Below are 19,719 nucleotides of genomic sequence, written 5' to 3'. Positions count from 1 at the left end.
CCTCGCGGCTGCGTGGGCGGCATCTCGGCGATGCCAAGGCTCTGCCTTCCGCTCTTCCCCGCGCCCGCCACTCGACGCTGATGCGATCCAGCAAGCCCGATCTTTCGAATTTATAAACACGGAGCTCATCACCATGGATGACGTTATCATCATCGGCGGCAGTTTTGCCGGCCTCGCCGCCGCGCTGCAGCTTGGCCGTGCCCGCCGCAAGGTCACCGTTCTCGATACCGGCCTGCCACGTAACCGCTTCGCCGACCACTCGCACGGCATGCTCGGTCACGATCACAAGCCGCCGCTCCACATCCTCGCGGAGGCGCGGCGACAACTGGCGCGCTATCCCGCGATCAAGCTAGTCAACGCGCGGGCCGACGGCATTTCCGGCGAGATCGACGATTTTTCCGTTCGCACCGCCGATGGCGAAAGCCTCGTCGCGCGCCGCTTGATCCTGAGCTATGGCGTCGCCGACCAGATGCCCGAAGTGCCGGGCTTTGCCGAAGGCTGGGGCAAGTCGATCGTGCCTTGTCCTTATTGCGATGGGTTTGAAGTCGCCGGCCAGCATTGGGGCCTCGTCTGGTCCGGCCCGCAGTCGCACAATCAGGCGCGGCTGTTCCTTGACTGGACCGACAGGCTGACGGTCCTGACCGACGGTCACGAAATCGCTCCCGAAATCCGAGCCGATCTGGCGCGCCGCGGCGTAGCCGTCGTCGATGGCCGGATCGCCGAAATCGTTCGTCATGGGGATCATGGCGCCGTCGTGAAAGTCGATACCGGCTCCAGGATTTCGGTCGATATCCTGTTCGCGCATCCGCGGAACAAGCCGTCCGCAAACCTGCACGAAGCTCTTGGCCTCGCAACGGTCGCGACGCCCCTCGGCATCGTCCTCAAGGTCGACGAGCGCCGAGAAACCAGTGTGCCCGGAATCTACGCCGCAGGTGATCTTACCAATCCGCAACTTCCTTCGGTCACCACGGCATCATGGCAAGGTGCGATGGCGGGAATCTTTGCTCAGCAGTCGATGCTGGCTTGAGAACATAGATCCTTCGGTCGGAGCTCGCTTGTAATGTCTGCTTTCCAGAAGCGGCAGCCAAGACCGGACAGACCGCAACCGGCCAGCAGTAGCTATCGATCGATAGCCTGCAGATGTCGGACTATTGTAACGTGGGTTTGGGAGAGTGACCGTTTATATGATTGGTCTTCTCGGGAATCTGCCGCGCGGGATCGGGATGAGGCGGCACGTGTTCTGAAGGCTGCACAGGGGCTTTTCTGCCTCGATCCTCCTTCTCTCCGGCGGCTATCGTCTCTCGCATATCGTGCTCCCTTGAGGTTCACTGGCAGCGATCAGGCTGCAACCGATCCTTCCGCAACACTGTAGCCAAGGAAGTTCGGCGCGAGACCGCGACCTTCGCGGAAGCGGTTGATGCGCTTCGCATAATGGCGCGCGAGATCGAAATTTGCAGTGGCGTGGCCAGACTGGCGTGCGCGACCGGCAGCCATCAACGCAATCTGATGGTGATAGAAAAGCTGGTTCATATCCATGGCTTCGTCCTTAATCGGTCCGGGAATGCGTGGCCCTGCTCAGGCAAGGCACTCGGCTTGCACTGCTTCGGCAAGCCGATTCTTTTCGGCGCGTGCTGCCTCGGACTTCTGTTGCCTGCTCGCCATGGCATGCCAGGCGGCGGCCGAGCGCAGGTTGCGGTCTCGCACCTCCATAAGATCGGACGCGGCGGCGTCGGCTTCGCAGCGCTCGGCCTGCTCACGATAATGTTCACTCGTTGCTGTTGCGGCCATGCTGCTATCCTTTCGATCAATCGATCATGTGGGCGATGAGGCGTCTGAGTTCGCGCCGCGAGAGCGTCGAGGAGGGCCGCGCTCGTTGGCTGGGCTGCATCGGCTTTCCTGCTAGCGGAAGGGCAGAGAGGCTCGGGAAAATACTGATAGTCTGAAACATGTCGGTCTTCTTGAAATCTGGTGTCAGCGCCGCTTGTTCGGGGCGCCCGGACTGCCCGGACCGCGATCGCGATAGACGATGCGGCCCTTGGTCAGATCATAGGGTGTCATTTCGACGCGCACGGCGTCGCCGACAACCGACCGGATGCGGAAACGCCGCATCCGGCCGGCTGTGTAGGCAATGAGACGGTGGCCATTTTCGAGTATGACGCGAAAGCGCCCGTCGGGCAGAATCTCGTCGATCATGCCCTCAAAGGTGAGGACCTCTTCCTTGGCCATCTAAAGCGTCAGGCCGCTTCGAGATTGACGGCCGAAACCTTGCCATCGCGGCCGGTCTCGAGCTCATAGCTGACACGCTGGTCCTTGTTGAGGGTCGCCATGCCGGCGCGCTCGACCGCGGAGATGTGAACGAAGCTGTCGCCCGAACCATCCGCGTTCGCGATGAAGCCATAGCCCTTGTCGGAGTTGAAGAATTTTACGTTGCCGATCGGCATGATTGTTTCCTTTCACGAAAACAGAGTATCCGCCGGCAAAAGCACCGACAGAGCTGGAAGCGTGAGAAGGGAAGAAATAGACCCGGTAAGGGGCATCAAAATTCCGTCGCAGGCGACGTTAGCAAAATCCGTATGCGCCGGGACTATATAAATGTCAAGGAATTCCTTGATTTCTTACATTAGTGCCAAGGGTCTGCGCCGCGGGACGGACGCATTTATTACGCTGGATCATGGAAGATTTTAGAAAGGTCCACATATGATCAGAGCAGGATTTACTCGCTCTTTTCTTAGCGAATATGGTCGTTCGGAACGGGCGGGCGATAGAAGCGATGGCGCGTCACTTCGCCGTCGATCACATGTCCGCGAAGCCTGAGGCGCATTTCCTCGGCGCCGACGCCTGTCGTACAAATGAGCCGCTTGCCGCCGGATCGCAGCGGTTCGATCGCGCTGATGCTGACACCCTGTTCTTGACAGAGCCGCTTCACCTCCGCCTCGGGCAGCGCGAGGTTCATCGCGCGGCTCATTCGAAACCCGGATCGCGTGACGATGAACGGATCGCTGCGGCGACGCGCTCATATCCTTCTGCGCTCGCGGTCGCGATCGCAAGCGGCCGACCGCCGAGTTCCGCATTGTCGCCATTGAGAAATGCAATGGCGGGATCGCGGCCACCCATGGTCAGGAAAGCGAGCTGGCTGATATCCCCTTGGCGGCCGGCATCGCCAGCTGGCAGCGGCGTGCGACTCTTGCGAAAGAAGCCACCTGATCGGCCTTTGGCGGGCGTTGAAATCGGCGATGCTGGCGACTTGTTTTGATCTGTTTGCGAAGTCATGGCGCGGGTCCCCTGCGTGTAAGCGGGAGCACCATGTCTCTCAGTCGCGGCGGCCTACGTGCACGAGTGACGCGATGAGTATGATATGGGGTCTTGCGACGGGATTGTAAGACGTCGGTGAGGCATCGATATGGCTTGGCATCTTGCCGCGTGTTCTGTCGACGTAATCAGCCCTCGCCTGTGAGCCTCCGACGCGGTGTCGGCGGATTGTTCGATTTGCGCTCAAAAAAAGACGCCCGCACGATTGGAACCGGGCGGACGTCAGATGAAGATCTCTGATTTCCTGAAAGGAAGAGCTCTCCTGGGTCGCCCGGCGCTGTTAGGCGGGCGCGCAGGAAGTTAATTGTACGGCAGCGCCAAAAGACGCATCGCGCAGCATATCTCGCCGCGAGGGTCAAGCCGGAGAAAGGCAGGGGCGGATGTCAGCTTCCCAATATCTGAACCCAAAAGCCGCCAATCCGCTAACGGCCAGTCTAAGCCAGAAAATCTCGAATTCGCTCGATTGCGCGCTCCCACGCAGGCTCATTTTCGAGCAGGAGATGATTATGGCTCTCGAGCGCCACGAATTCGGCTTTCGGGATGCGCGCCGCGAGCTCGCGACCAGCGGCGAATGGTATGACCGCGTCGTCGCGCGCGTGCAGAACCAGTGTCGGCACCGACACCTGTTCCAGCAGCGGGCGAACGTCGATGAGGGCAAATGCTTCCTGCAGTCGTGCGGCATTATCGGGCGAGGTCGACATTCGCTGCAATTCGTTGAACCATTGGTGATCGGCGGCGCTCGCATCGGGAAAGAATAGGCTGGTGAACATCTGCCGGAAGGCGGGATTATTCTGGCCCCAGCCTTGCCGCGTCAACGTCAGCATCGCCTCGCGCCGCGCGATCTCCTCGGTCGATCCGCGCAGACGCCAGCCGGCGGCATAGCCGCCGAAAAGGATCAATCTGCGAACCCGCTCGGGATACCGCACGGCGTAGGCAATCGACACGCTGCACCCTTGTGAAATCCCGAGGAGGTCGAAGCGATCGAGCCCGGCGGCATCGACCACGCTCACAAGATCATCGACAAAGGCGTCGAACGAGATGTCGGCGGTGTTCCAGTCGGAGAGTCCGTTGGCGCGCTCATCATAACGCACGAGCCTGCGTTCGCGAATGATGGCGCGCAGCCAGTGCCGCCACATCGGACTTTCCCAGTCATAGTCGAGATGGTTGAGCCAGTTCGCGGTTTTCACGAGCGCAGGGCCTTCGCCGACTACCGAATAGGCGAGTCCCGTTCCGTCAGAGGCGGTGCAGAAGCGGACATGATGGAGGGGCAGCCGGGCGTCGGAATCGTCATCCGTTTCAGCGATATTGGCTCCTCCAGCTGCGGCCGGGGCGCGCATCGCGGTCGGAACGGCGATCGCGGCTTCGTCGAGCTTGCGGACGCCCAGCGCACGCTGCGCGTCTGCCTCGCTTCGCCGGCCGGTGCGATCGAGCAGGTCGATCAACGCAACGCGGGCGAGCGCATCATAAGGATCGATTTCCACCCATAGGCGCGCAACTTCAAGCGCGCGTTCGGGGTCGATCGGACGGCGGGTCAGTTCGCGCAGGATCGCCGCCTGCCAGCGCCGGACATCCTCGCGCATCGCCGCCAGCCACGCTTGGTAACCGTCGCATCGCGGCAACTCGAGATCGGCCAGCAGCTCGCCCTGAAGCGCCGCGGCGCGGTTCAGGGCGACGGTGTCGATCTTGCGGATATCGTCGGTGCCGACCGTGGCCAGCCGCCGCCAGTCGATGTCGATGTCCGCGCATTCGAGCCGAACCGTCTCACGGTCTGCGACGAGCCGCGTCCGTTCGTCGTCCACGACACCGCGCAGTTTGGACAGGCTCCACCGCAGCGCGCCGCGCGGATCGTCGGGAATATCCCACAGCATGCTGCACAGATGGTCGCGCCGCACCGCGCGGCCGGTGACCGCGAGATAGGCGAGCAGCGCGCGCGTCTTGCGCGAGGAAGGGAGCGCTACGGGGTAGCCGTCGCGCTCCAGCTCCATCGCGCGCAACAGGTTGAGCGATAGCGAGGTCATCTTGCCCCCGAATTGACCGTGGAAAGTAGCAAATCCGCGCGCTCACGGCAATTCACACGCTTTTTACAACGGCAATTCCCATGACCGGGGCTGAAGAGAGGCCATCGGCGGCCACGACCGCCTTGGCAGATGAGGAGTATCGACATGAGGAACAACGACTTCCCGTTCGCCCCGATGTTGGGGGCGTTTTTGGTCGCTGTGCTGAGCAGCCTGCTGGTCGTCGGCAGCGCCACGCCAGTTGCCTGACCACGCGGCAAGGAGACCAGCCATGTATTTGGATGCCGCGTTCAAGAGCGCCGCCGAATCGCAGCGGGTGCCGTGGCAGATCGAGGACGTCATCGGCGACGACGACGTCCTCGATTTCTCGCGGCCCTTTCTGCCCGAAGCCCTGGCGCGCGCGTCGTCGCTCACGGCGCTCGATGCCGATGAGCGGTTGCTGGTCAATCATATCCGTGCGCACGAATATCTGGGCATCTTCGGGCTGGTGGAAGAATTCATTCTGCCGTTCGTCCTCGATCATGCCCGGCCGCAGCTTGGCGACGACGATGACCGGACCCGCGCGCTGCTTCAGTTCGCGAGCGAGGAAGCCAAGCATATCCAACTGTTCAAGCGCTTTCACACCGCTTTCGAGGCGGGGTTCGGCCACGCTTGCCCGCTGATCGGTCCGCCCGCCGAAGTCGCGCGCGTGGTGCTCGGTCACGATCCCCTGTCGGTGGCGCTGACGGTGCTGCAGATCGAATGGATGACGCAGGCCCATTATGTCGAAAGCGTCCGCGGCGACCCCGATCTCGATCCGCTGTTCAAGAGTCTTCTTCGCCATCACTGGATCGAGGAGGCGATGCACGCGCGGCTCGATACGCTGATGGTCGAGGCGCTTGCGCAGGGCCGCGATGCCGACGCGATCGAAAGCGCGTTCGCGGGATATCTCGAAATCGTCGCCTATCTCGACGCGGGGCTCGACGCCCAGACCGAAATCAACCTCGGCATATTCGAGCGGGCCGCGGGCCGGACACTCGACAGCGCCGGCCATGGCGAATTTCTCTCGGGACAGCGGCAGGCGGCGCGCTGGACCTTCCTCGGTTCGGGCATGTCCCATCCCCGGTTCCGCGCCACCCTCGGCCAGATAGCGCCTGCCGCATTGGCCAGGCTGGATGCCGTGGCGCCAGCATATTTCTGATCAACCGAATTTTTAAAGAGAAACAAAAAGGAGTTAAAAGATGGTCGCAACCACCACCTACGCCGACATCAATGGCCTCGATCTGGGCGCGCTTGGCGCGATGGTCGACAGCATCCGCGAGGATGCGGCCCAAGGGATCGTGCGGTTCCGCGTCAAGACGCGCTGGACCGGCCAGACGCGCAGCGAGACGACGATCGAAGGCTATGAGTTTGCCGGCGAACATGTCGGACGCCGCTTCAAGATCGTCGCCGACGAGCCAAGCGAGCTCATGGGTCAGAATACGGCGCCGAATCCGCAGGAACTGCTGATGACCGCGCTCAATGCCTGCATGATGGTCGGCTATGTCGCCAACGCTGCGCTGCAGGGAATCGAGCTCGAAGCGGTCGAGATCGAGACCCATGGCCAGCTCGACCTTCGCGGCTTTCTAGGCCTCGACGACAATGTCTCGCCCGGATACCGCGAGCTCGATTATACCGTGCGCATCGGCGGGACAGGCACGGCCGAGCAGTTCGACGCCATCCACCAGGCGGTGATGAAGACGTCGCCCAATTTCTTCAACCTCAACCAGCCGATCCGCATGAACGGCCGGCTGGAAATTCTCTGATCGGTTTCGCTGATCGGCTCGTCACCCGGGCGAGCTTTTTGCAAGCCGGGCAACCACTGGAAAGTCACGAAAATGTTGAACGATCGTTACGGTAACCGCATCTCTACGACATCGACGTCTGCGCTCGCCCATTATGACGAAGCGCTGTTGCTCAACCGCCTTTACCGGGGCGACCCGATCGCCGCACTCGATGCGGCGCTCGCCGAGGATCCCGATTTTACCATGGCCTGGGCGGCGCGGGCTCAGATCCTCGTCCAGCAGGGCGACCGCGCCTATCTCGAGGAAACCGAGCGTTCGCTCGAAGCGGGTGTCGCTAGCGGCGGCACCGACGACGAACGCGCGCACCTGACGGCGGCGGCCCACTGGGCGCGCGGACGAATCGAACGCGGCGTGAGCGAATTCATGGCGATTGCGCGCGACAATCCGCGCGACATGATGGCGCTCCAGACCGCGCATCTGGGTCATTTCTATCTCGGTCGTGCATCCGACCTGCGCGATGGACCGCTTCAGGCCCTGCGTGCGTTCGGGCGCGGCGATGACGGCTATCACGCGGTGCTCGGCATGGCGGCCTTCGGGATCGAGGAGTGCGGTGATTATGGCCGCGCCGAAGCTTTCGGTACCGAGGCGGTGGCGATCGATCCGCGCGATGCCTGGGCGCTGCATGCGGTGGCGCATGTCCACGAGATGCGCGGCAATACCGAAAGCGGGATAGCGTGGCTCAACAGCAACGACGAAGCGATGGCGGCCGAATGCGGCTTTTCCTATCACAATTGGTGGCATCTCGCGCTGCTTCATCTCGATCGCAACGAGCATGACGCTGCCCTGGCGCTTTATGACAGCCATATCCGGCCCGATCCGGACGGCGATGCGCTGCTCCAGTGGATCGATGCTTCCGCCCTGCTGTGGCGGCTGCACCTCGACAATGTCGACACCGGCGACCGGTTTGCGCGACTTGCCGATCGCTGGCAGCGCGCGCGCGACGACCGGTGGTACGCGTTCAACGATTGCCATGCGATCATGGCCTTCATCGGGGCCGGGCGCCTCGACGATGCGCGATCCTGCCTCGCTTCGTTGACGCGGGCCGCCGATCAGGACGACGACAATGCGCTCGTTGCACGATCGGTCGGCCTTGCGGTGGCCGCCGCCCTGGTCGCCTTTGCGGAAGGACGCTATGCCGAGGCTGCGGAAGCGTTGATCGCGATCCGCGGATCGGCGGCGCGTTTTGGCGGGTCCCATGCACAGCGCGACATTTTGTCGCTCACCGCGCTCCACGCGGCAAAACGCGGCAAAATGACGTCCGCCGCCGCCGCTCTGGTTGCCGAACGGCGATTTCACAAGCCTGCGAGTCCGTGGGTCGCGCGCCTTGCCGACGATACGATGGACGGGAGGATACTAGCGATGTCCTAGGTCGGTCCACGGCTGCTTTCCGGCTTCGTTTCCCGGAAAGCAGCTCGTCCGCTAGCGGCCAGACTTCCCCATTGCTGGCGGCTCAGGTAGGTCCGGACGACAGCAGGCAATTACATGTGCATTGTGCGAATAGTGCGGCACAGGCCCGACCTGAACTATCGGCGCAACAGGTCCGTTTTGATGCGTACAAACAAGCGGGCCATGGTATTTTCGGTCTCCAGGTCCGGGGTTCGGTTCATCAGTACGATAATGGCGTCACCCTGCTCCCGGTCAAAGTAGAAGCTGGTGTAAACCCCTTCGTCCGATCCGGCATGACCGGTCATACCGTCGCGATCGCGCCAGAAAAACCGCTGCCGGTCGTCGATATTTGGCGGTAGCTGCAGCTTCAGCATCTCCCCGAAGGAAGCAGGCGAAAGCAATCGGCCGCCGTTTGTCTTGCCACCCGCCAACAGGCTTTGCGCCAGCAGCGTCAAATCGCGGGCCGACGCATTCACCCCGCCATCGGGATAATTGGGATTGCCGAATTGCGGATAGGGTTTGATGCGGCGATCCGTGCGCGCTGGACGGAATATCTTGCCGATCAGGTAGTTGCGCTTGGGCTCCCCCGTGCTCGCGCAAAGGCTGGTGTAAGGGAGGCATTGATACACCTCGTATCGGGTCGCGAGCTTGCCGGCTGGATAGTCCGCGAGCAGCCACGAACTGTTCGCCATTCCGAGCGGTACAAATATATTATCTTTCGCCAACGCGGCGAGCGGCGCACCGCCCGCGCGCTCGGCGACCGCCCCCGCAACCCCGGCGCCCAGGTTGCTATACTCGCGCACCGTCCCGGGCTTCGCATCAAGATAATGAGCACCTCCGTCGTATCGTGCGCCTTCGGGCGACAGGAGGCTTCGCAAATACATGGTCAGCGGCGTCGGCGAATCCATGCCGGGCTCATAATCTGCGGTGTCATAATAGTCAGCGATGCCCGACGTGTGCGTCGCCAGTTGGCGGATGGTGATCGGGCGACCCCCGGCGTGAGGATTCTCGACACGAAACGGCAGCAGGCCGTTGACGTCCGCATCCAGATCAAGCCGTCCCTTGTCGCGCAATTGCAAGAGGACGATCCCCAGGATCGGTTTGCTGATGGAGGCGATGTTCATCGGCGTGTCCGGCGTCATCGCCGTGTGCGACCGAAGGTCGGCGAACCCATAGCCCCGCATGTGGACAATTTTTCGGTCCTTCACGACTGCAATCGCGAGGCCGGGGATCGCCTGCTCCTCGATCAGCGCGGTCGCGAAACCGTCGAAGTTTTTCGCCGCGTCCGAAACCACCGACTGCCGTGGCGCAAGAAACCAATAACCAATGGCGATGACCGCGAGGACGAGAAGAAGGTAGAGCGTCTTTTTCATGATTTCGCAGATCCCAGTTCGAACAAATCCCAAAAGCGATCGACCATGGTTCGGTGTTTGAGGGCGGCGATTCCAACGTCCAGCACATCGCCAAGGTCGGTTCCGATATCGCGGTTCAGTCGCTCGAAAACCTCGGCCGCTTCTATATTATAGGCGTCGAGAAGCTCGGCCTGCGTCATGCCGACATTGGTCAGGACATATTCGATACGGCGCCGGTCGGTTTCGTCGGCACGCTTGTCAATGATGTTAAGCTTTCCGAGCGTCGCGATATGCTGCGCGACCGTTTGATGTGGATGCTGCAATGCACGCGCTATCTCAGTCACCGATGCCGGCCCGCGCTTGCTTAGGAAAAGCAGGGTGGAGGAGCAGCTGACTGGAAAGATCATGCCTTTGTGGGCGTAAACTTCGGTCACCTGCCCTTGGATCAGAAACGCAAGGTCGAGCAGCTTCTTTGCCGTGTAAGCCTTCTGGACAACGGGATTATCGTAAAATTCGCGCTGGCTCATGGATACCCGATAGAGTTACGCAGGTTATTGCGCAATAGGCTGCGTAAATTTATTCTCGCGGCCGTTTCTGAACCGGATTCGCTATCGATCGGCGCGCCGCTACGGCAAGGCCGGCAGTCTCATTCAATCGAGCGTCATTGGACGTGTTGACGCAGTGTTCGACCGCTTTTGACGATTTGCCGCTATGAGCGGACCGTCTCGAATCGTTGAGAGTTTCGGACGCCGCGAGGCGTCGGAAAGTCTTCGGTGCCCGAACCGCGGTGGTCATGGGCTGAGCTATGGGGAAAGCTGCTTTGCGCTTATGCTGGGATAGCCAGTTGCTGTCCAAAAGCGGACGTGCGCGATAGCGGACCGTCTGGATTTGATGACGTGGACGGCTCTCCAACTCCTCGCGGTATGATCCGCGGGATGAGCTGGAAGGAGAGCAACAATGGAGAAGATTGCGACGATTGGGCTGGACATCGCGAAGTCGGTGTTTCAGGTCCACGGTGTTGATGCCGCAGGCGAAGTCGTGGTGCGCAAGCGCCTGAGCCGGGCCCGGGTGATTCCGTTCTTCGCAAAGCTGCCGCGATGTCTGGTCGGCATCGAGGCCTGTAGCAACTCTCATCACTGGGCCCGCGAGTTGATCGCGCTGGGGCATGATGTTCGGCTGATGCTCAACCGCCAGCGCACTCAGCTGTCCAACGCGACGCGGGCGCATATGTCGGAGTTCGGGATCGTGGCGCCGGTGGGCCGCATTGGGCTCGAGCGCCTGCTGGCGATAGTCGCCGACAAAGATGACGAGAGCATCCCACCCGATGCCCGGCTTTGCCTGGAGATGCTCGGGGCGCAGCTCGCGATCGTAAAGGAACAGATCCTCGAGAACGACCGGCGCATCCGTGCGAGCGCGCGCGATACAGAAGTCGGGCGGCGGCTGATGGAGATACCGGGTGTCGGACCGCTGCTTGCCAGCGCCTTCGTCGCCAGCGTCGCTGACCCCGGTATTTTCAAGACGGGCCGCGACCTTGCCGCATGGATCGGCTTGGTCCCGCGGCAGAACTCCAGCGGTGGGAAGGAGCGGCTCGGCGGTATATCGCGCGCGGGCAACCAATATCTGCGCCAGATGCTCGTCGTCGGTTCGATGGCCGTCATCCGCCATGCTGAGCGATACGACACCAAACGGCCGTGGCTCATCGAACTGATGAAGCGTCGCGCGAAGAAAGTCGCAGCTGTGGCGCTAGCGAACAAAACCGCCCGCATGGTCTGGGCGCTGATGACGAGCGGAGAGCACTATCGAGAACCGCAGGTCGCGCACGCATAGGAGATCAGGCGCCGAACATAGCGTCGCCGAGGTTGGGAAGGGCAGACAGGAGCTGATGCACAAAGCCGGTTGAAACCGCCGGATCACGAAAACCCATTTTGGCCGGTGCACCTTGAGTGCGTCCAATTGGCCGGGACCCGATCCGCGCGAAAGGCATCATGGCCAGCGGCGCATGACAAGGCCGTATCACAGGCCGGACACATCGCTGCACCAACCAGCAGGTCGCATCATATCCAGAAACCGCTTGCCAACGGAGGGCCGTCTACACACGGCCACGAGGGGTACCGAGAAGCGGGTTAACCTTCGACCGTCTTTTCATTTTCCTTGGCATACGGGGTTGGCGTGATAAAATCATGCCATGAGAACAAGAGAAGACGTTCCCGGCGGCTGATCCGATTGGCTGCAACGGATTGAAATTTGGGTCCGAAATTGGAGCCCCTTTGAGCGGGCTCGCATGCTCAACCCTCTTCCTGCATGGGTGATTCTCGCTCCGTGGCCGAGGTTGCCGTGCGGCCGCCTCATGCTGTAATCAGCCGAAGCACGCGCTCGGAAGGAGCGAGGGAAGCTCGCCTGCCCCAGTCGAACGAGAGAAAATCCTGCTCGATCCCGTCGGCGAAAATCACACCGCCATCGTTCATGCGCGAAGTGACCTGAAGCGTCGTCGTCCTGTCGAGCTTGCCAGCGCGAAGCTGCGTGCCGGTCGCGATACTCGGGAACGGTTCGCGGACAAAATAACCAACGGCGCTTTCCTGCGGCGCAAGCGCTAGCTGCTGTCCGGTCGCTTCCATGATTGAGCGGGCCCAGCCGGTGGCGCCAGTGCCGGTCGCGACGATGAGGCCGCTCGAAGAATGATCTTCGGCGATATCGCCAATCGCGAGCCGGTATCTAGCCGACTGGTGACTTCGATGGCCCACGAACAGCTCGTTGAGCGCGACGAGCTTTTCACCCGTGTCCAGTACGGCTTCGACCATCGTCCGATGTTCTACCTCGACATTGTTGTGGAGACTGGCCGGTAAAGCTGCACCGAGCCGGTCTAGCCGTACCCGGACCAGAACTCCGTCGTAAAGGTCGGGCGCCGGATTGACCCCAAGCACGGGTTGGCCGTTCAGATATTTGGCAACGTTGGCGACCAGTCCATCCTGTCCGACCGCCACGATCACGTCTTCAGGCGCGAAAAGGAAGCGATCAAGGTCGGCGCGGCGAACGAGTGTTTGTCGCCAATCGACAGGGACGGCTGCCCGGGCCTGGCGTAGCACCGACTGAAACCGCTCGTGCCTCGTCTCAAGCTCGGCCAGCTTTTGCCCGCGGGTGTCGAGATAGAAGCGCGCCTGTTCGCGCGTCGCGTGACGCGCGAGAAGCAGTTCATAGTCGGTCTCGCGTGTCACGAACACGGCGCGGGGGGCGGTGGTAGTCATGGCGCCGTCCTTACTGCCCGGTGACGGCCCCGGCGGCGGCCGGCCTGAATTCACGCATGACCGCCGCGAGCAAATCGGGCGTGACGTTCAGATGCTCGATCGTGTCGAGATTGCCGGCAAGCTCGCGAGCCGCCAACCCTAGGAGCACTGCGGGCGGCAGATCCCGATATACGGCGATATGAGCCTGCTCCGCTTCGGCCTTGGCGCTTTCCACGATCCGGATGCGACCAGCTTCGGCCTCCGCCTCAACCTTCTGCGCCTCGGCGAGACCGGTGGCACGATTTCGGGCGTTCTCGGCTTCCTCTGCGATCAACTGCTTCTCGCGGCGAGCAAGCTCGGTTTTGTTGCCGAGTTCATTTTCTGCAATTGCGCGCTCCTTGTCGACAGCAAGCGCGCGGCGTTCGAACATCGCCTCGTCCGCCTTTTGCTGGAGCGCCTCGAAAGTCGGCGTTTGCAGCGCGCGTTCCAACTCGCTGCTCGGCGCCAAATTGTTCAATCGCACTGCGACGATCGCGAGGCCCATTTCGGTGAGAGCCGGATCGTTCGCGAGTGCCGCTTCCAACCGCTGGCGGAGAGGCTCTACGCCAGCGTCAAGCAGCGCACGCACCGGCGCCTCGGCCAAATACTGAAGCGTCGCTTGATTCACGAGCCCGGCAAGCCGGGTCTCGATCCGCTCGATCGGTTCGCGAATATATTGACCGTTGGCGAGACCGATCGTGAAATCGATGCGCTCGGCAACCCGGTCCGGCTCTGCTACCCTCCAGCCGAGAATGCCTTGGACACTCACCTGCTGAAAGTCGGCACTGCGTCCCTTCACGAAAAGCGTCATCTCGCGGTCGTCCATCGGCACCTCGGCGACGCTCGCCGTATCGGGACGGAACCAGAAGACGAGGCCTCGCCCGCTCTGGCGAATGCGCCCGTTGCGATAACGGATGACGTGATGGCTGGCGTCACTGCGCAACCGCGCGATGAAAGCGAAATTTGTAATCTGTGCCATATTGGCCTCCGTCAATCTTGTTGTTTGAAACGGTAGAGCTCTGCCGGTCTGAAGGACGCGCCGGTTTCGCGCTCGCCCGTGCCTTCAATCCAGCCTTTGTCCAGCATGCGACGTCGGAAGGCGGGTTTGTTCAGTCGAACACCGAGGATCGCTTCATGGACGTCTTGCAGCTGGCGCAACGTGAAAAGCTCGGGCAGCAGAGAGAAGGCGATCGGCGAGTAATCGAGCTTGCCACGCAGGCGCTTGACCGCAAGGCCAAGTATCTCGGCATGATCAAAGGCGAGTGGCAAATCTTCGCCATCCTCGCTGCACACTGTCACTGTGCCGCCGGTTTCTCCTGCCCAAGGAACGATCAGTTCGGCCAGCGTCAGGTCGGCGCTTGCCTTGAGCGTCGCGGCGAAGCGATCGGACGGCAGAAGCGCAAAATAGGCGACCGTTATGGCCCGTGTCCGGGGATCGCGGTCTGGGGCACCGAAAGTGTAGAGCTGCTCAATATAGGCATCGGCCAGTCCCGCTTCGGTCTCCAGCAGCCTCCCGGCCGCGGCATCGAGACTTTCGTCTATCCCGACGAAACCGCCAGGCAATGCCCATTGACCTTGGAAAGGATGTTCTTCGCGACGACGTAACAATGCCGCGGGAGTGCCATCGACGATACTCATCAGGACCAGATCGACGGTCATGGAGGGTCGCGCAAACGCGTCCGGGTCATAACCTTGGAGGAATTCGTCTTCGGTCATCGGTTGCAACTTATATCCAAGATACGCATTAGTTAAATCTATGTTGGATATATGTCAACAGATAATAAGGGTTGGGTTCTTCGATGCAGCACGAATTGGTATTTGGGTGCGCTCGTTAACTTAAGGGTAGCCGTTCTCTCGGATGCGCCTAGAGGGTATCGGTGACGAGCTGTCGTTGCCGGCCACTGGCTTCGAATATCCATTTCTCCTGGCTTCCGACCTAGAAGCCGCCAGTCTCTTACGGCCAATCGGGGATGCTGCGGGGCGGTTTCAACGTGCCGACCACAGTCGTCGGCGCCCTATTTTCCCGCGCGGACTTCGTTGATGGTCTTTCCTGTCCGTCGTCTGACGGCACGCCGCAGTTTCGCGTTGTCGCTGAAGCCGACTTTCCAGGCGACATCGTCCGCGCTCATTCGGGTGGTTTGCGGTTGGAGGGAGAATGGGGAGGTCCCAATCAAGGCAATCGCAACGGCGCCGCCATCCATCACCGCAATCTGCGTGATATCAGTCGGCTTCCTGGGCCTAGAGACAAACTTTAGTGCAGCACTCCAGAGACAAACATTCGACTGAGGTACAAACTTTATTGGAAGCGGACATCAGCTCCGGTAATCGGCGTTGATGCTGATGTAGCCGTGGGTGAGGTCACAGGTCCAGACGGTCGCGCGCCCTTCGCCAAGGCCGAGGTCGGCGCCGACGCGGATGTCCTGGCCTTTGAGGTGCGCCGCGACGGGCGCTTCGTCATAGCCGTCGACGGGCAGGCCGTCCTTCGCGACCCAATGATCGCCGAAGCGGATCGCGAGGCGGTCGCGGTCGGCGGGTTCGCCCGCCTTGCCCACCGCCATCACGACGCGGCCCCAATTGGCATCTTCGCCCGCGATGGCGGTTTTTACCAGCGGCGAATTGGCGATGGCGAGCGCTACGCGCTTGGCGCTGTCGTCGCTCACCGCGCCGGTGATCTGGACCTCGATGAATTTCGACGCGCCCTCGCCGTCGCGGACGACCTGATGCGCGAGGTCGAGCGCGACTTCGCGGATGGCCGCGTAGAGCGCATCGGCGCCCGGATCGTCGCGGGTGGTGAGGACTGCGTTGCCTGCCTGCCCGGTCGCGAAGAGCAGCACCGTGTCGCTGGTCGAGGTGTCGCTGTCGACGGTGATGCTGTTGAAGCTGCCGCCGGTCGCTTCGCTCAGCATAGCCTGCAGCAACGCCGGCGCGACCGCGGCGTCGGTGAAGATATAGCCGAGCATCGTCGCCATGTCGGGCGCGATCATGCCCGATCCCTTGACGATCCCCGCGACATGGACGGTCTTGTCGCCGATGATGGCGCTGGCGGCAGACCCCTTCGGAAAGGTGTCGGTGGTGCCGATCGTTTCGGCGGCGGCTTCCCACGAGCAAAGCTCGGCGGTGAGCGCGGCCTCGACGCCGGCGCGCGCCTTGTCCTTGGGGAGCGGCACGCCGATCACGCCGGTCGAGCTGACGAACACTTCACCCGCGTCGCAGCCGAGATGGTCCGCGACCTGTGCCATGATCTGCTCGACCGCTTCGCGCCCGCGATAGCCGGTGAAGGCGTTGCTATTGCCCGCGTTGACGATCAGCGCGCGGCCCTTGCCGCCCTTCACCTGCTCGCGGCCGAGTTCGACTTCGGACGAACAGCAGACATTGCGCGTGAAGACGCCCGCGACGGTGGTGCCGGGCGCGAGCTCGACAAAGGTGAGGTCGCAGCGGTCCCAATCCTTGTACCGCGCGCGCGCGACGCGGCGCGTGACCCCGGCGATGTCGGGGAGGGCGGGGAAGGCGGCGGGCGCGAGCGGTGAGCGGGTGGTCATGCGAGGCGTGTAGCTTTCCGGTGCGCAAAGAAAAACCCCTCCCTGCAAGGGAGGGGCCTTTGATCCTCCCTGCGGCGAAGCCGTGGGGAGGTGGCAGTCGCGTAGCGGCTGACGGAGGGGCTTGGGCGCGGCCCCTCCACCACCGCTTCGCGGCGGTCCCCCTCCCCACGGCTTCGCCGCAGGGAGGATATCGGCTTACGCCGGAATGCCGCTGATCGACTTCACTTCCATGAAGTCCTTCAGCCCGAACACACCGCCTTCGCGGCCGTTGCCCGACGCCTTGTAGCCGCCGAACGCCGCGCCCGGGCCGGGCCCCCACGCGTTGACCGCGACCATGCCGGCGCGCAGCTTGGGCGCGATTTCGGCGGCCTTGGCGGGGTCGCCCGAGACGACGGCCGACAGGCCATATTCGGTGTCGTTGGCAATATCGACCGCCTGGTCGAGATCGTCATAGGCCATGATCGTCGCGACCGGGCCGAACACCTCTTCCTTCGCGATCCGCATGTCGGGGGTGACGCCCGAGAAGACCGTCGGCTTGATATAATAGCCGCGGTTGACGTTGCTCGGCAGGCCGGTGCCGCCCGTTTCGAGTGTCGCGCCTTCGTCGATCGCCGACTGGATCAGGCCCTGGATCTTGTCGAACTGCGCCTTGTTGACGACGGGGCCGATATGGCCGCCCTCGGCCTGCGGATCGCCGACCGACGTGCCGTCGAACATCGCCTTGATCACGCCGACCGCCTCGGCCTCGCGCTCCTTCTGGACGAGGATGCGCGTCGGGGCGATGCAGCTCTGGCCGGTGTTGACCAGCACGCCCTGCACCGTCGGCGGCAGCACCGCGGCGAAATCGGCGTCGGGAAGCACGATGTTCGGCGACTTGCCGCCGAGCTCCTGATGGACGCGCTTGACCGTGTCGGCCGCCGCCTTGGCGACGAGGATGCCGGCGCGGGTCGAGCCGGTGAAGCTGACCATTTCGATGCCCGGGTGCGCGCTGATCGCGTTGCCGACGGTCGGGCCGTCGCCCTGCACGAGGTTGAAGACGCCCGGCGGCACGCCCGCGGCGTCGAGGATCTCGGCGAAGATCACCGCGTTGCCGGGGCATTCTTCCGACGGCTTCAGCACCATCGTATTGCCCGCGGCGAGCGCCGGCGCGACCTTGAGCGCGATCTGGTTCAGCGGCCAGTTCCACGGCGTGATCATGCCGACGACGCCGATCGGCTCGTAAGCGATCATGCCCGCGGCATATTTTTCGGTGAAGCTGAAATCCTTGAGCGCGGCGATCGTGCCGAGGAAGCCGCCGATGCCGGCGCCGACCTGCGCGGTGCCCGCGAAGCTGACCGGGGCGCCCATTTCGGAGGCCATCGACTTCGCAAGGTCGGGGGCGCGCTTCTTGTATTCCTCGACGATGCGGTTCAGCAGCTCGAGCCGTTCCTCGCGCGTCGTCTGCGAGAAGCTCTTGAAGGCGGTCTTCGCCGCGGCGACCGCGTCGTCGACATCGGCCGCGCTGCCGAGCACGACGGTCGACGCCGCTTCCTCGGTCGCGGGGTTGATCACATCGTGGAGCTTGCCGCCCTTCGAGTCGACCCAGCGGCCGCCGATATAATGTTGTTTGAGATGCGTTTCGGTGCTCATGTCCTGTCTCCCATCGGCGGTCGATTCCGTCTCGGATTGCTACCTAATCACTGTGCCCGATGAATCAAGCACGGCCAACCGCGAAAACTGACGGCTTAGCGTTTTTCAGCCGCGAGCCGTGACATCAATATGGCGGCGCGTGTCGCCTGACGCGCGATGCTCGGGATGTCGACCGTCTCCTCGGGGCCGTGATCGCCCGTCGAATAGGCGCCGAGGCCCGCGAGGCTGTCGACGTGCGGCGCGACGAAGCTGATGTCGGCGGCGCCGCGCTTCAAGGGATCGAGCGCGGCCATTTCGGCGAGTCCGAGGTCGCGGTTGACGGCGTTGAGCCGGGTCAGCAGCGCGCGGTTGCCATCGGTCGGCGCCATCGCCGGATAGCCGCCGGGGTCGAAGGCGAGCGTCGCGCCGGCGCCGGGGGCATGATCGGCGACGATCGCCGCCATCTTGCCCTTCACGCGCGCCGCCTGCTCGGCCGAAAGCGTGCGCAGGTCGCCGCGCGCGATCGCGGTCGCGGCGATGATATTGGTCTTTCCGTTCGCGCTCGCGCGAATCTTGCCCTCGTCGAGCGACACCTGCTCGCCGCCCGCCACCAGCCCGACGTTGAAGGTCAGGTTCGGTTCGGGCAGTTCGGTGCGAAAGCGGTGGATAATGCGCGCGAGTTCATAGATCGCGCCATCGCCGGCATCGGCGCTGAAAATGCCCGAGCTGTGCCCCGTCTTGCCGGTCGCGGTGACCTGCCAGCTTTCCGAGGACCGCCGCGCGATCGAGCTCATGTCCGCGCCGCCATCGCGGACCAGGCCTTCGAACCCCAGCGCGACGTCGACGCGCTTGCCCGCGGCGATCAGGTCGGCGCGCGCGACCGTTTGCGGATGCCCCGTATCTTCCTCGTCGCCGGTCATGTGAAATTCGATGTTGGCGCCCTTTAGCGTCCCCGCCTTGTGCATTGCGCGCAGCGCCGCGACGACGACGACCATTCCGCCCTTGTCGTCGCCGACCCCCGGCCCCTTCGCCTTGTCGCCCATGCGCTCGAATTTCTGAAAGGGCGAGTCGGGTTCGAACACGGTGTCGAGGTGCGCGATGAGGAGCAGGCGTTTGGTATCGGGCTTGCCGGCGTGCGTCGCGATCAGGTGGCCGGCGCGGCCGGTCTCGCGCATCGGCTTCCATTCGACCTTGAAGCCCAAAGGTTCGAGTTCGGCGCGCATCATCGCGCCGACCTTCTCGACCCCGTCGAGGTTGAGCGAGCCGCTGTTCTGGTTGACCAGTTTTTCGAGCAGCGCGAGGCTGCGACCCTGTTCGGCCTCGACCGTCTGGGCCATCGTGGTTTCGGCTTTGCTGAGCTTCGCCGCGGCGGCGGGCGCGAGAGCGAACTGGAGGGCGATGAGCGCGGCAAAGGGCAATGATTTCAT

At 62.8% G+C, this 19,719-nt stretch carries 19 protein-coding genes; 5 read left to right on the top strand and 14 right to left on the bottom strand.

Features of this window, described 5'->3' with window-relative positions; genetic code table 11:
• Nucleotides 1-133 precede the first annotated feature (133 nt).
• Nucleotides 134-1,027, top strand: coding sequence for an NAD(P)/FAD-dependent oxidoreductase (locus VFG17_RS11465; RefSeq protein WP_325029603.1), 894 nt, complete (start codon nucleotides 134-136; stop codon nucleotides 1,025-1,027).
• A gap of 311 nt (nucleotides 1,028-1,338) precedes the next feature.
• Here the strand turns inward: VFG17_RS11465 and VFG17_RS11460 are convergent, their stop codons facing one another.
• The 6 genes from VFG17_RS11460 to VFG17_RS11435 form a co-directional block, all read right to left on the bottom strand.
• Nucleotides 1,339-1,536 (bottom strand): hypothetical protein, encoded by a 198-nt coding sequence (locus tag VFG17_RS11460; RefSeq protein WP_325029602.1) that lies wholly within the window; start codon nucleotides 1,534-1,536, stop codon nucleotides 1,339-1,341.
• 39 nt (nucleotides 1,537-1,575) lie between these two features.
• Nucleotides 1,576-1,788 (bottom strand): hypothetical protein, encoded by a 213-nt coding sequence (locus tag VFG17_RS11455; protein ID WP_325029601.1) that lies wholly within the window; start codon nucleotides 1,786-1,788, stop codon nucleotides 1,576-1,578.
• Nucleotides 1,789-1,971: 183 nt separating this feature from the next.
• On the bottom strand, nucleotides 1,972-2,226 hold the full coding sequence (infA, locus tag VFG17_RS11450) for a translation initiation factor IF-1 (protein WP_325029600.1): 255 nt from the start codon (nucleotides 2,224-2,226) through the stop codon (nucleotides 1,972-1,974).
• Between the two features lie 8 nt (nucleotides 2,227-2,234).
• Nucleotides 2,235-2,441 (bottom strand): cold-shock protein, encoded by a 207-nt coding sequence (locus VFG17_RS11445; protein WP_079640318.1) that lies wholly within the window; start codon nucleotides 2,439-2,441, stop codon nucleotides 2,235-2,237.
• A 287-nt stretch (nucleotides 2,442-2,728) separates the two neighbouring features.
• Nucleotides 2,729-2,953 (bottom strand): hypothetical protein, encoded by a 225-nt coding sequence (locus tag VFG17_RS11440; protein WP_325029599.1) that lies wholly within the window; start codon nucleotides 2,951-2,953, stop codon nucleotides 2,729-2,731.
• Between the two features lie 790 nt (nucleotides 2,954-3,743).
• Nucleotides 3,744-5,327, bottom strand: coding sequence for an alpha/beta fold hydrolase (locus tag VFG17_RS11435; RefSeq protein ID WP_325029598.1), 1,584 nt, complete (start codon nucleotides 5,325-5,327; stop codon nucleotides 3,744-3,746).
• Between the two features lie 268 nt (nucleotides 5,328-5,595).
• On the opposite strand from VFG17_RS11435, the gene VFG17_RS11430 reads away from it, so the two are divergent.
• From VFG17_RS11430 to VFG17_RS11420, 3 genes are all read left to right on the top strand, one after another.
• Nucleotides 5,596-6,504, top strand: coding sequence for a hypothetical protein (locus tag VFG17_RS11430; RefSeq protein WP_325029597.1), 909 nt, complete (start codon nucleotides 5,596-5,598; stop codon nucleotides 6,502-6,504).
• 40 nt (nucleotides 6,505-6,544) lie between these two features.
• On the top strand, nucleotides 6,545-7,108 hold the full coding sequence (locus VFG17_RS11425; protein ID WP_325029596.1) for an OsmC family protein: 564 nt from the start codon (nucleotides 6,545-6,547) through the stop codon (nucleotides 7,106-7,108).
• Nucleotides 7,109-7,180: 72 nt separating this feature from the next.
• Entirely contained in the window at nucleotides 7,181-8,515 is a 1,335-nt protein-coding gene (locus tag VFG17_RS11420; protein ID WP_325029595.1) for a tetratricopeptide repeat protein, read from the top strand.
• 155 nt (nucleotides 8,516-8,670) lie between these two features.
• On the opposite strand, the gene VFG17_RS11415 is transcribed toward VFG17_RS11420, so the two are convergent.
• Nucleotides 8,671-9,906 carry a serine hydrolase domain-containing protein gene (locus VFG17_RS11415; RefSeq protein ID WP_325029594.1) on the bottom strand — a complete coding sequence of 412 codons (1,236 nt, stop codon included), beginning with the start codon at nucleotides 9,904-9,906 and terminating at the stop codon, nucleotides 8,671-8,673.
• A complete protein-coding gene (locus VFG17_RS11410; RefSeq protein WP_325029593.1) occupies nucleotides 9,903-10,412 on the bottom strand; it encodes a helix-turn-helix domain-containing protein in 510 nt (169 codons plus the stop codon). Before VFG17_RS11410 ends, VFG17_RS11415 begins: the two co-directional genes overlap by 4 nt.
• 430 nt (nucleotides 10,413-10,842) lie before the next feature.
• Here VFG17_RS11410 and VFG17_RS11405 point away from each other — a divergent pair, with 430 nt between their 5' ends.
• Complete coding sequence (locus VFG17_RS11405; protein ID WP_325029592.1) at nucleotides 10,843-11,712, top strand: IS110 family transposase; 870 nt, start codon at nucleotides 10,843-10,845, stop codon at nucleotides 11,710-11,712.
• A gap of 518 nt (nucleotides 11,713-12,230) precedes the next feature.
• On the opposite strand, the gene VFG17_RS11400 is transcribed toward VFG17_RS11405, so the two are convergent.
• From VFG17_RS11400 to VFG17_RS11375, 6 genes are all read right to left on the bottom strand, one after another.
• Nucleotides 12,231-13,127: a hypothetical protein gene (locus VFG17_RS11400; protein ID WP_325029591.1), complete on the bottom strand. Its 897-nt coding sequence runs from the start codon at nucleotides 13,125-13,127 to the stop codon at nucleotides 12,231-12,233.
• A 10-nt stretch (nucleotides 13,128-13,137) separates the two neighbouring features.
• On the bottom strand, nucleotides 13,138-14,139 hold the full coding sequence (locus VFG17_RS11395) for an SPFH domain-containing protein (RefSeq protein WP_325029590.1): 1,002 nt from the start codon (nucleotides 14,137-14,139) through the stop codon (nucleotides 13,138-13,140).
• On the bottom strand, nucleotides 14,136-14,861 hold the full coding sequence (locus VFG17_RS11390; protein WP_325029589.1) for an NUDIX hydrolase: 726 nt from the start codon (nucleotides 14,859-14,861) through the stop codon (nucleotides 14,136-14,138). Before VFG17_RS11390 ends, VFG17_RS11395 begins: the two co-directional genes overlap by 4 nt.
• A 596-nt stretch (nucleotides 14,862-15,457) precedes the next feature.
• Nucleotides 15,458-16,684, bottom strand: coding sequence for a bifunctional glutamate N-acetyltransferase/amino-acid acetyltransferase ArgJ (gene argJ, locus VFG17_RS11385; RefSeq protein ID WP_325029588.1), 1,227 nt, complete (start codon nucleotides 16,682-16,684; stop codon nucleotides 15,458-15,460).
• Between the two features lie 195 nt (nucleotides 16,685-16,879).
• Nucleotides 16,880-18,313: an aldehyde dehydrogenase family protein gene (locus tag VFG17_RS11380; RefSeq protein WP_325029587.1), complete on the bottom strand. Its 1,434-nt coding sequence runs from the start codon at nucleotides 18,311-18,313 to the stop codon at nucleotides 16,880-16,882.
• A 95-nt stretch (nucleotides 18,314-18,408) separates the two neighbouring features.
• Complete coding sequence (locus tag VFG17_RS11375; RefSeq protein WP_325029586.1) at nucleotides 18,409-19,719, bottom strand: M20/M25/M40 family metallo-hydrolase; 1,311 nt, start codon at nucleotides 19,717-19,719, stop codon at nucleotides 18,409-18,411.

The sequence above is a fragment of the Sphingopyxis sp. genome (genome assembly GCF_035686825.1).
GTDB lineage: Bacteria > Pseudomonadota > Alphaproteobacteria > Sphingomonadales > Sphingomonadaceae > Sphingopyxis.
This window is presented reverse-complemented; position numbering and strand designations above follow the sequence as displayed.

Coding starts and splice junctions, on each gene's coding strand:
- VFG17_RS11425 (WP_325029596.1), top strand. CDS start 6,545: ATGGTCGCAACCACCACCTACGCCGACATCAATGGCCTCGATCTGGGC.
- VFG17_RS11420 (WP_325029595.1), top strand. CDS start 7,181: ATGTTGAACGATCGTTACGGTAACCGCATCTCTACGACATCGACGTCT.
- VFG17_RS11375 (WP_325029586.1), bottom strand. CDS start 19,719: ATGAAATCATTGCCCTTTGCCGCGCTCATCGCCCTCCAGTTCGCTCTC.
- VFG17_RS11405 (WP_325029592.1), top strand. CDS start 10,843: ATGGAGAAGATTGCGACGATTGGGCTGGACATCGCGAAGTCGGTGTTT.
- VFG17_RS11415 (WP_325029594.1), bottom strand. CDS start 9,906: ATGAAAAAGACGCTCTACCTTCTTCTCGTCCTCGCGGTCATCGCCATT.
- VFG17_RS11460 (WP_325029602.1), bottom strand. CDS start 1,536: ATGGATATGAACCAGCTTTTCTATCACCATCAGATTGCGTTGATGGCT.
- VFG17_RS11445 (WP_079640318.1), bottom strand. CDS start 2,441: ATGCCGATCGGCAACGTAAAATTCTTCAACTCCGACAAGGGCTATGGC.
- VFG17_RS11440 (WP_325029599.1), bottom strand. CDS start 2,953: ATGAACCTCGCGCTGCCCGAGGCGGAGGTGAAGCGGCTCTGTCAAGAA.
- infA (WP_325029600.1), bottom strand. CDS start 2,226: ATGGCCAAGGAAGAGGTCCTCACCTTTGAGGGCATGATCGACGAGATT.
- VFG17_RS11390 (WP_325029589.1), bottom strand. CDS start 14,861: ATGACCGAAGACGAATTCCTCCAAGGTTATGACCCGGACGCGTTTGCG.
- VFG17_RS11380 (WP_325029587.1), bottom strand. CDS start 18,313: ATGAGCACCGAAACGCATCTCAAACAACATTATATCGGCGGCCGCTGG.
- VFG17_RS11465 (WP_325029603.1), top strand. CDS start 134: ATGGATGACGTTATCATCATCGGCGGCAGTTTTGCCGGCCTCGCCGCC.
- VFG17_RS11435 (WP_325029598.1), bottom strand. CDS start 5,327: ATGACCTCGCTATCGCTCAACCTGTTGCGCGCGATGGAGCTGGAGCGC.
- VFG17_RS11410 (WP_325029593.1), bottom strand. CDS start 10,412: ATGAGCCAGCGCGAATTTTACGATAATCCCGTTGTCCAGAAGGCTTAC.
- argJ (WP_325029588.1), bottom strand. CDS start 16,684: ATGACCACCCGCTCACCGCTCGCGCCCGCCGCCTTCCCCGCCCTCCCC.
- VFG17_RS11430 (WP_325029597.1), top strand. CDS start 5,596: ATGTATTTGGATGCCGCGTTCAAGAGCGCCGCCGAATCGCAGCGGGTG.
- VFG17_RS11455 (WP_325029601.1), bottom strand. CDS start 1,788: ATGGCCGCAACAGCAACGAGTGAACATTATCGTGAGCAGGCCGAGCGC.
- VFG17_RS11400 (WP_325029591.1), bottom strand. CDS start 13,127: ATGACTACCACCGCCCCCCGCGCCGTGTTCGTGACACGCGAGACCGAC.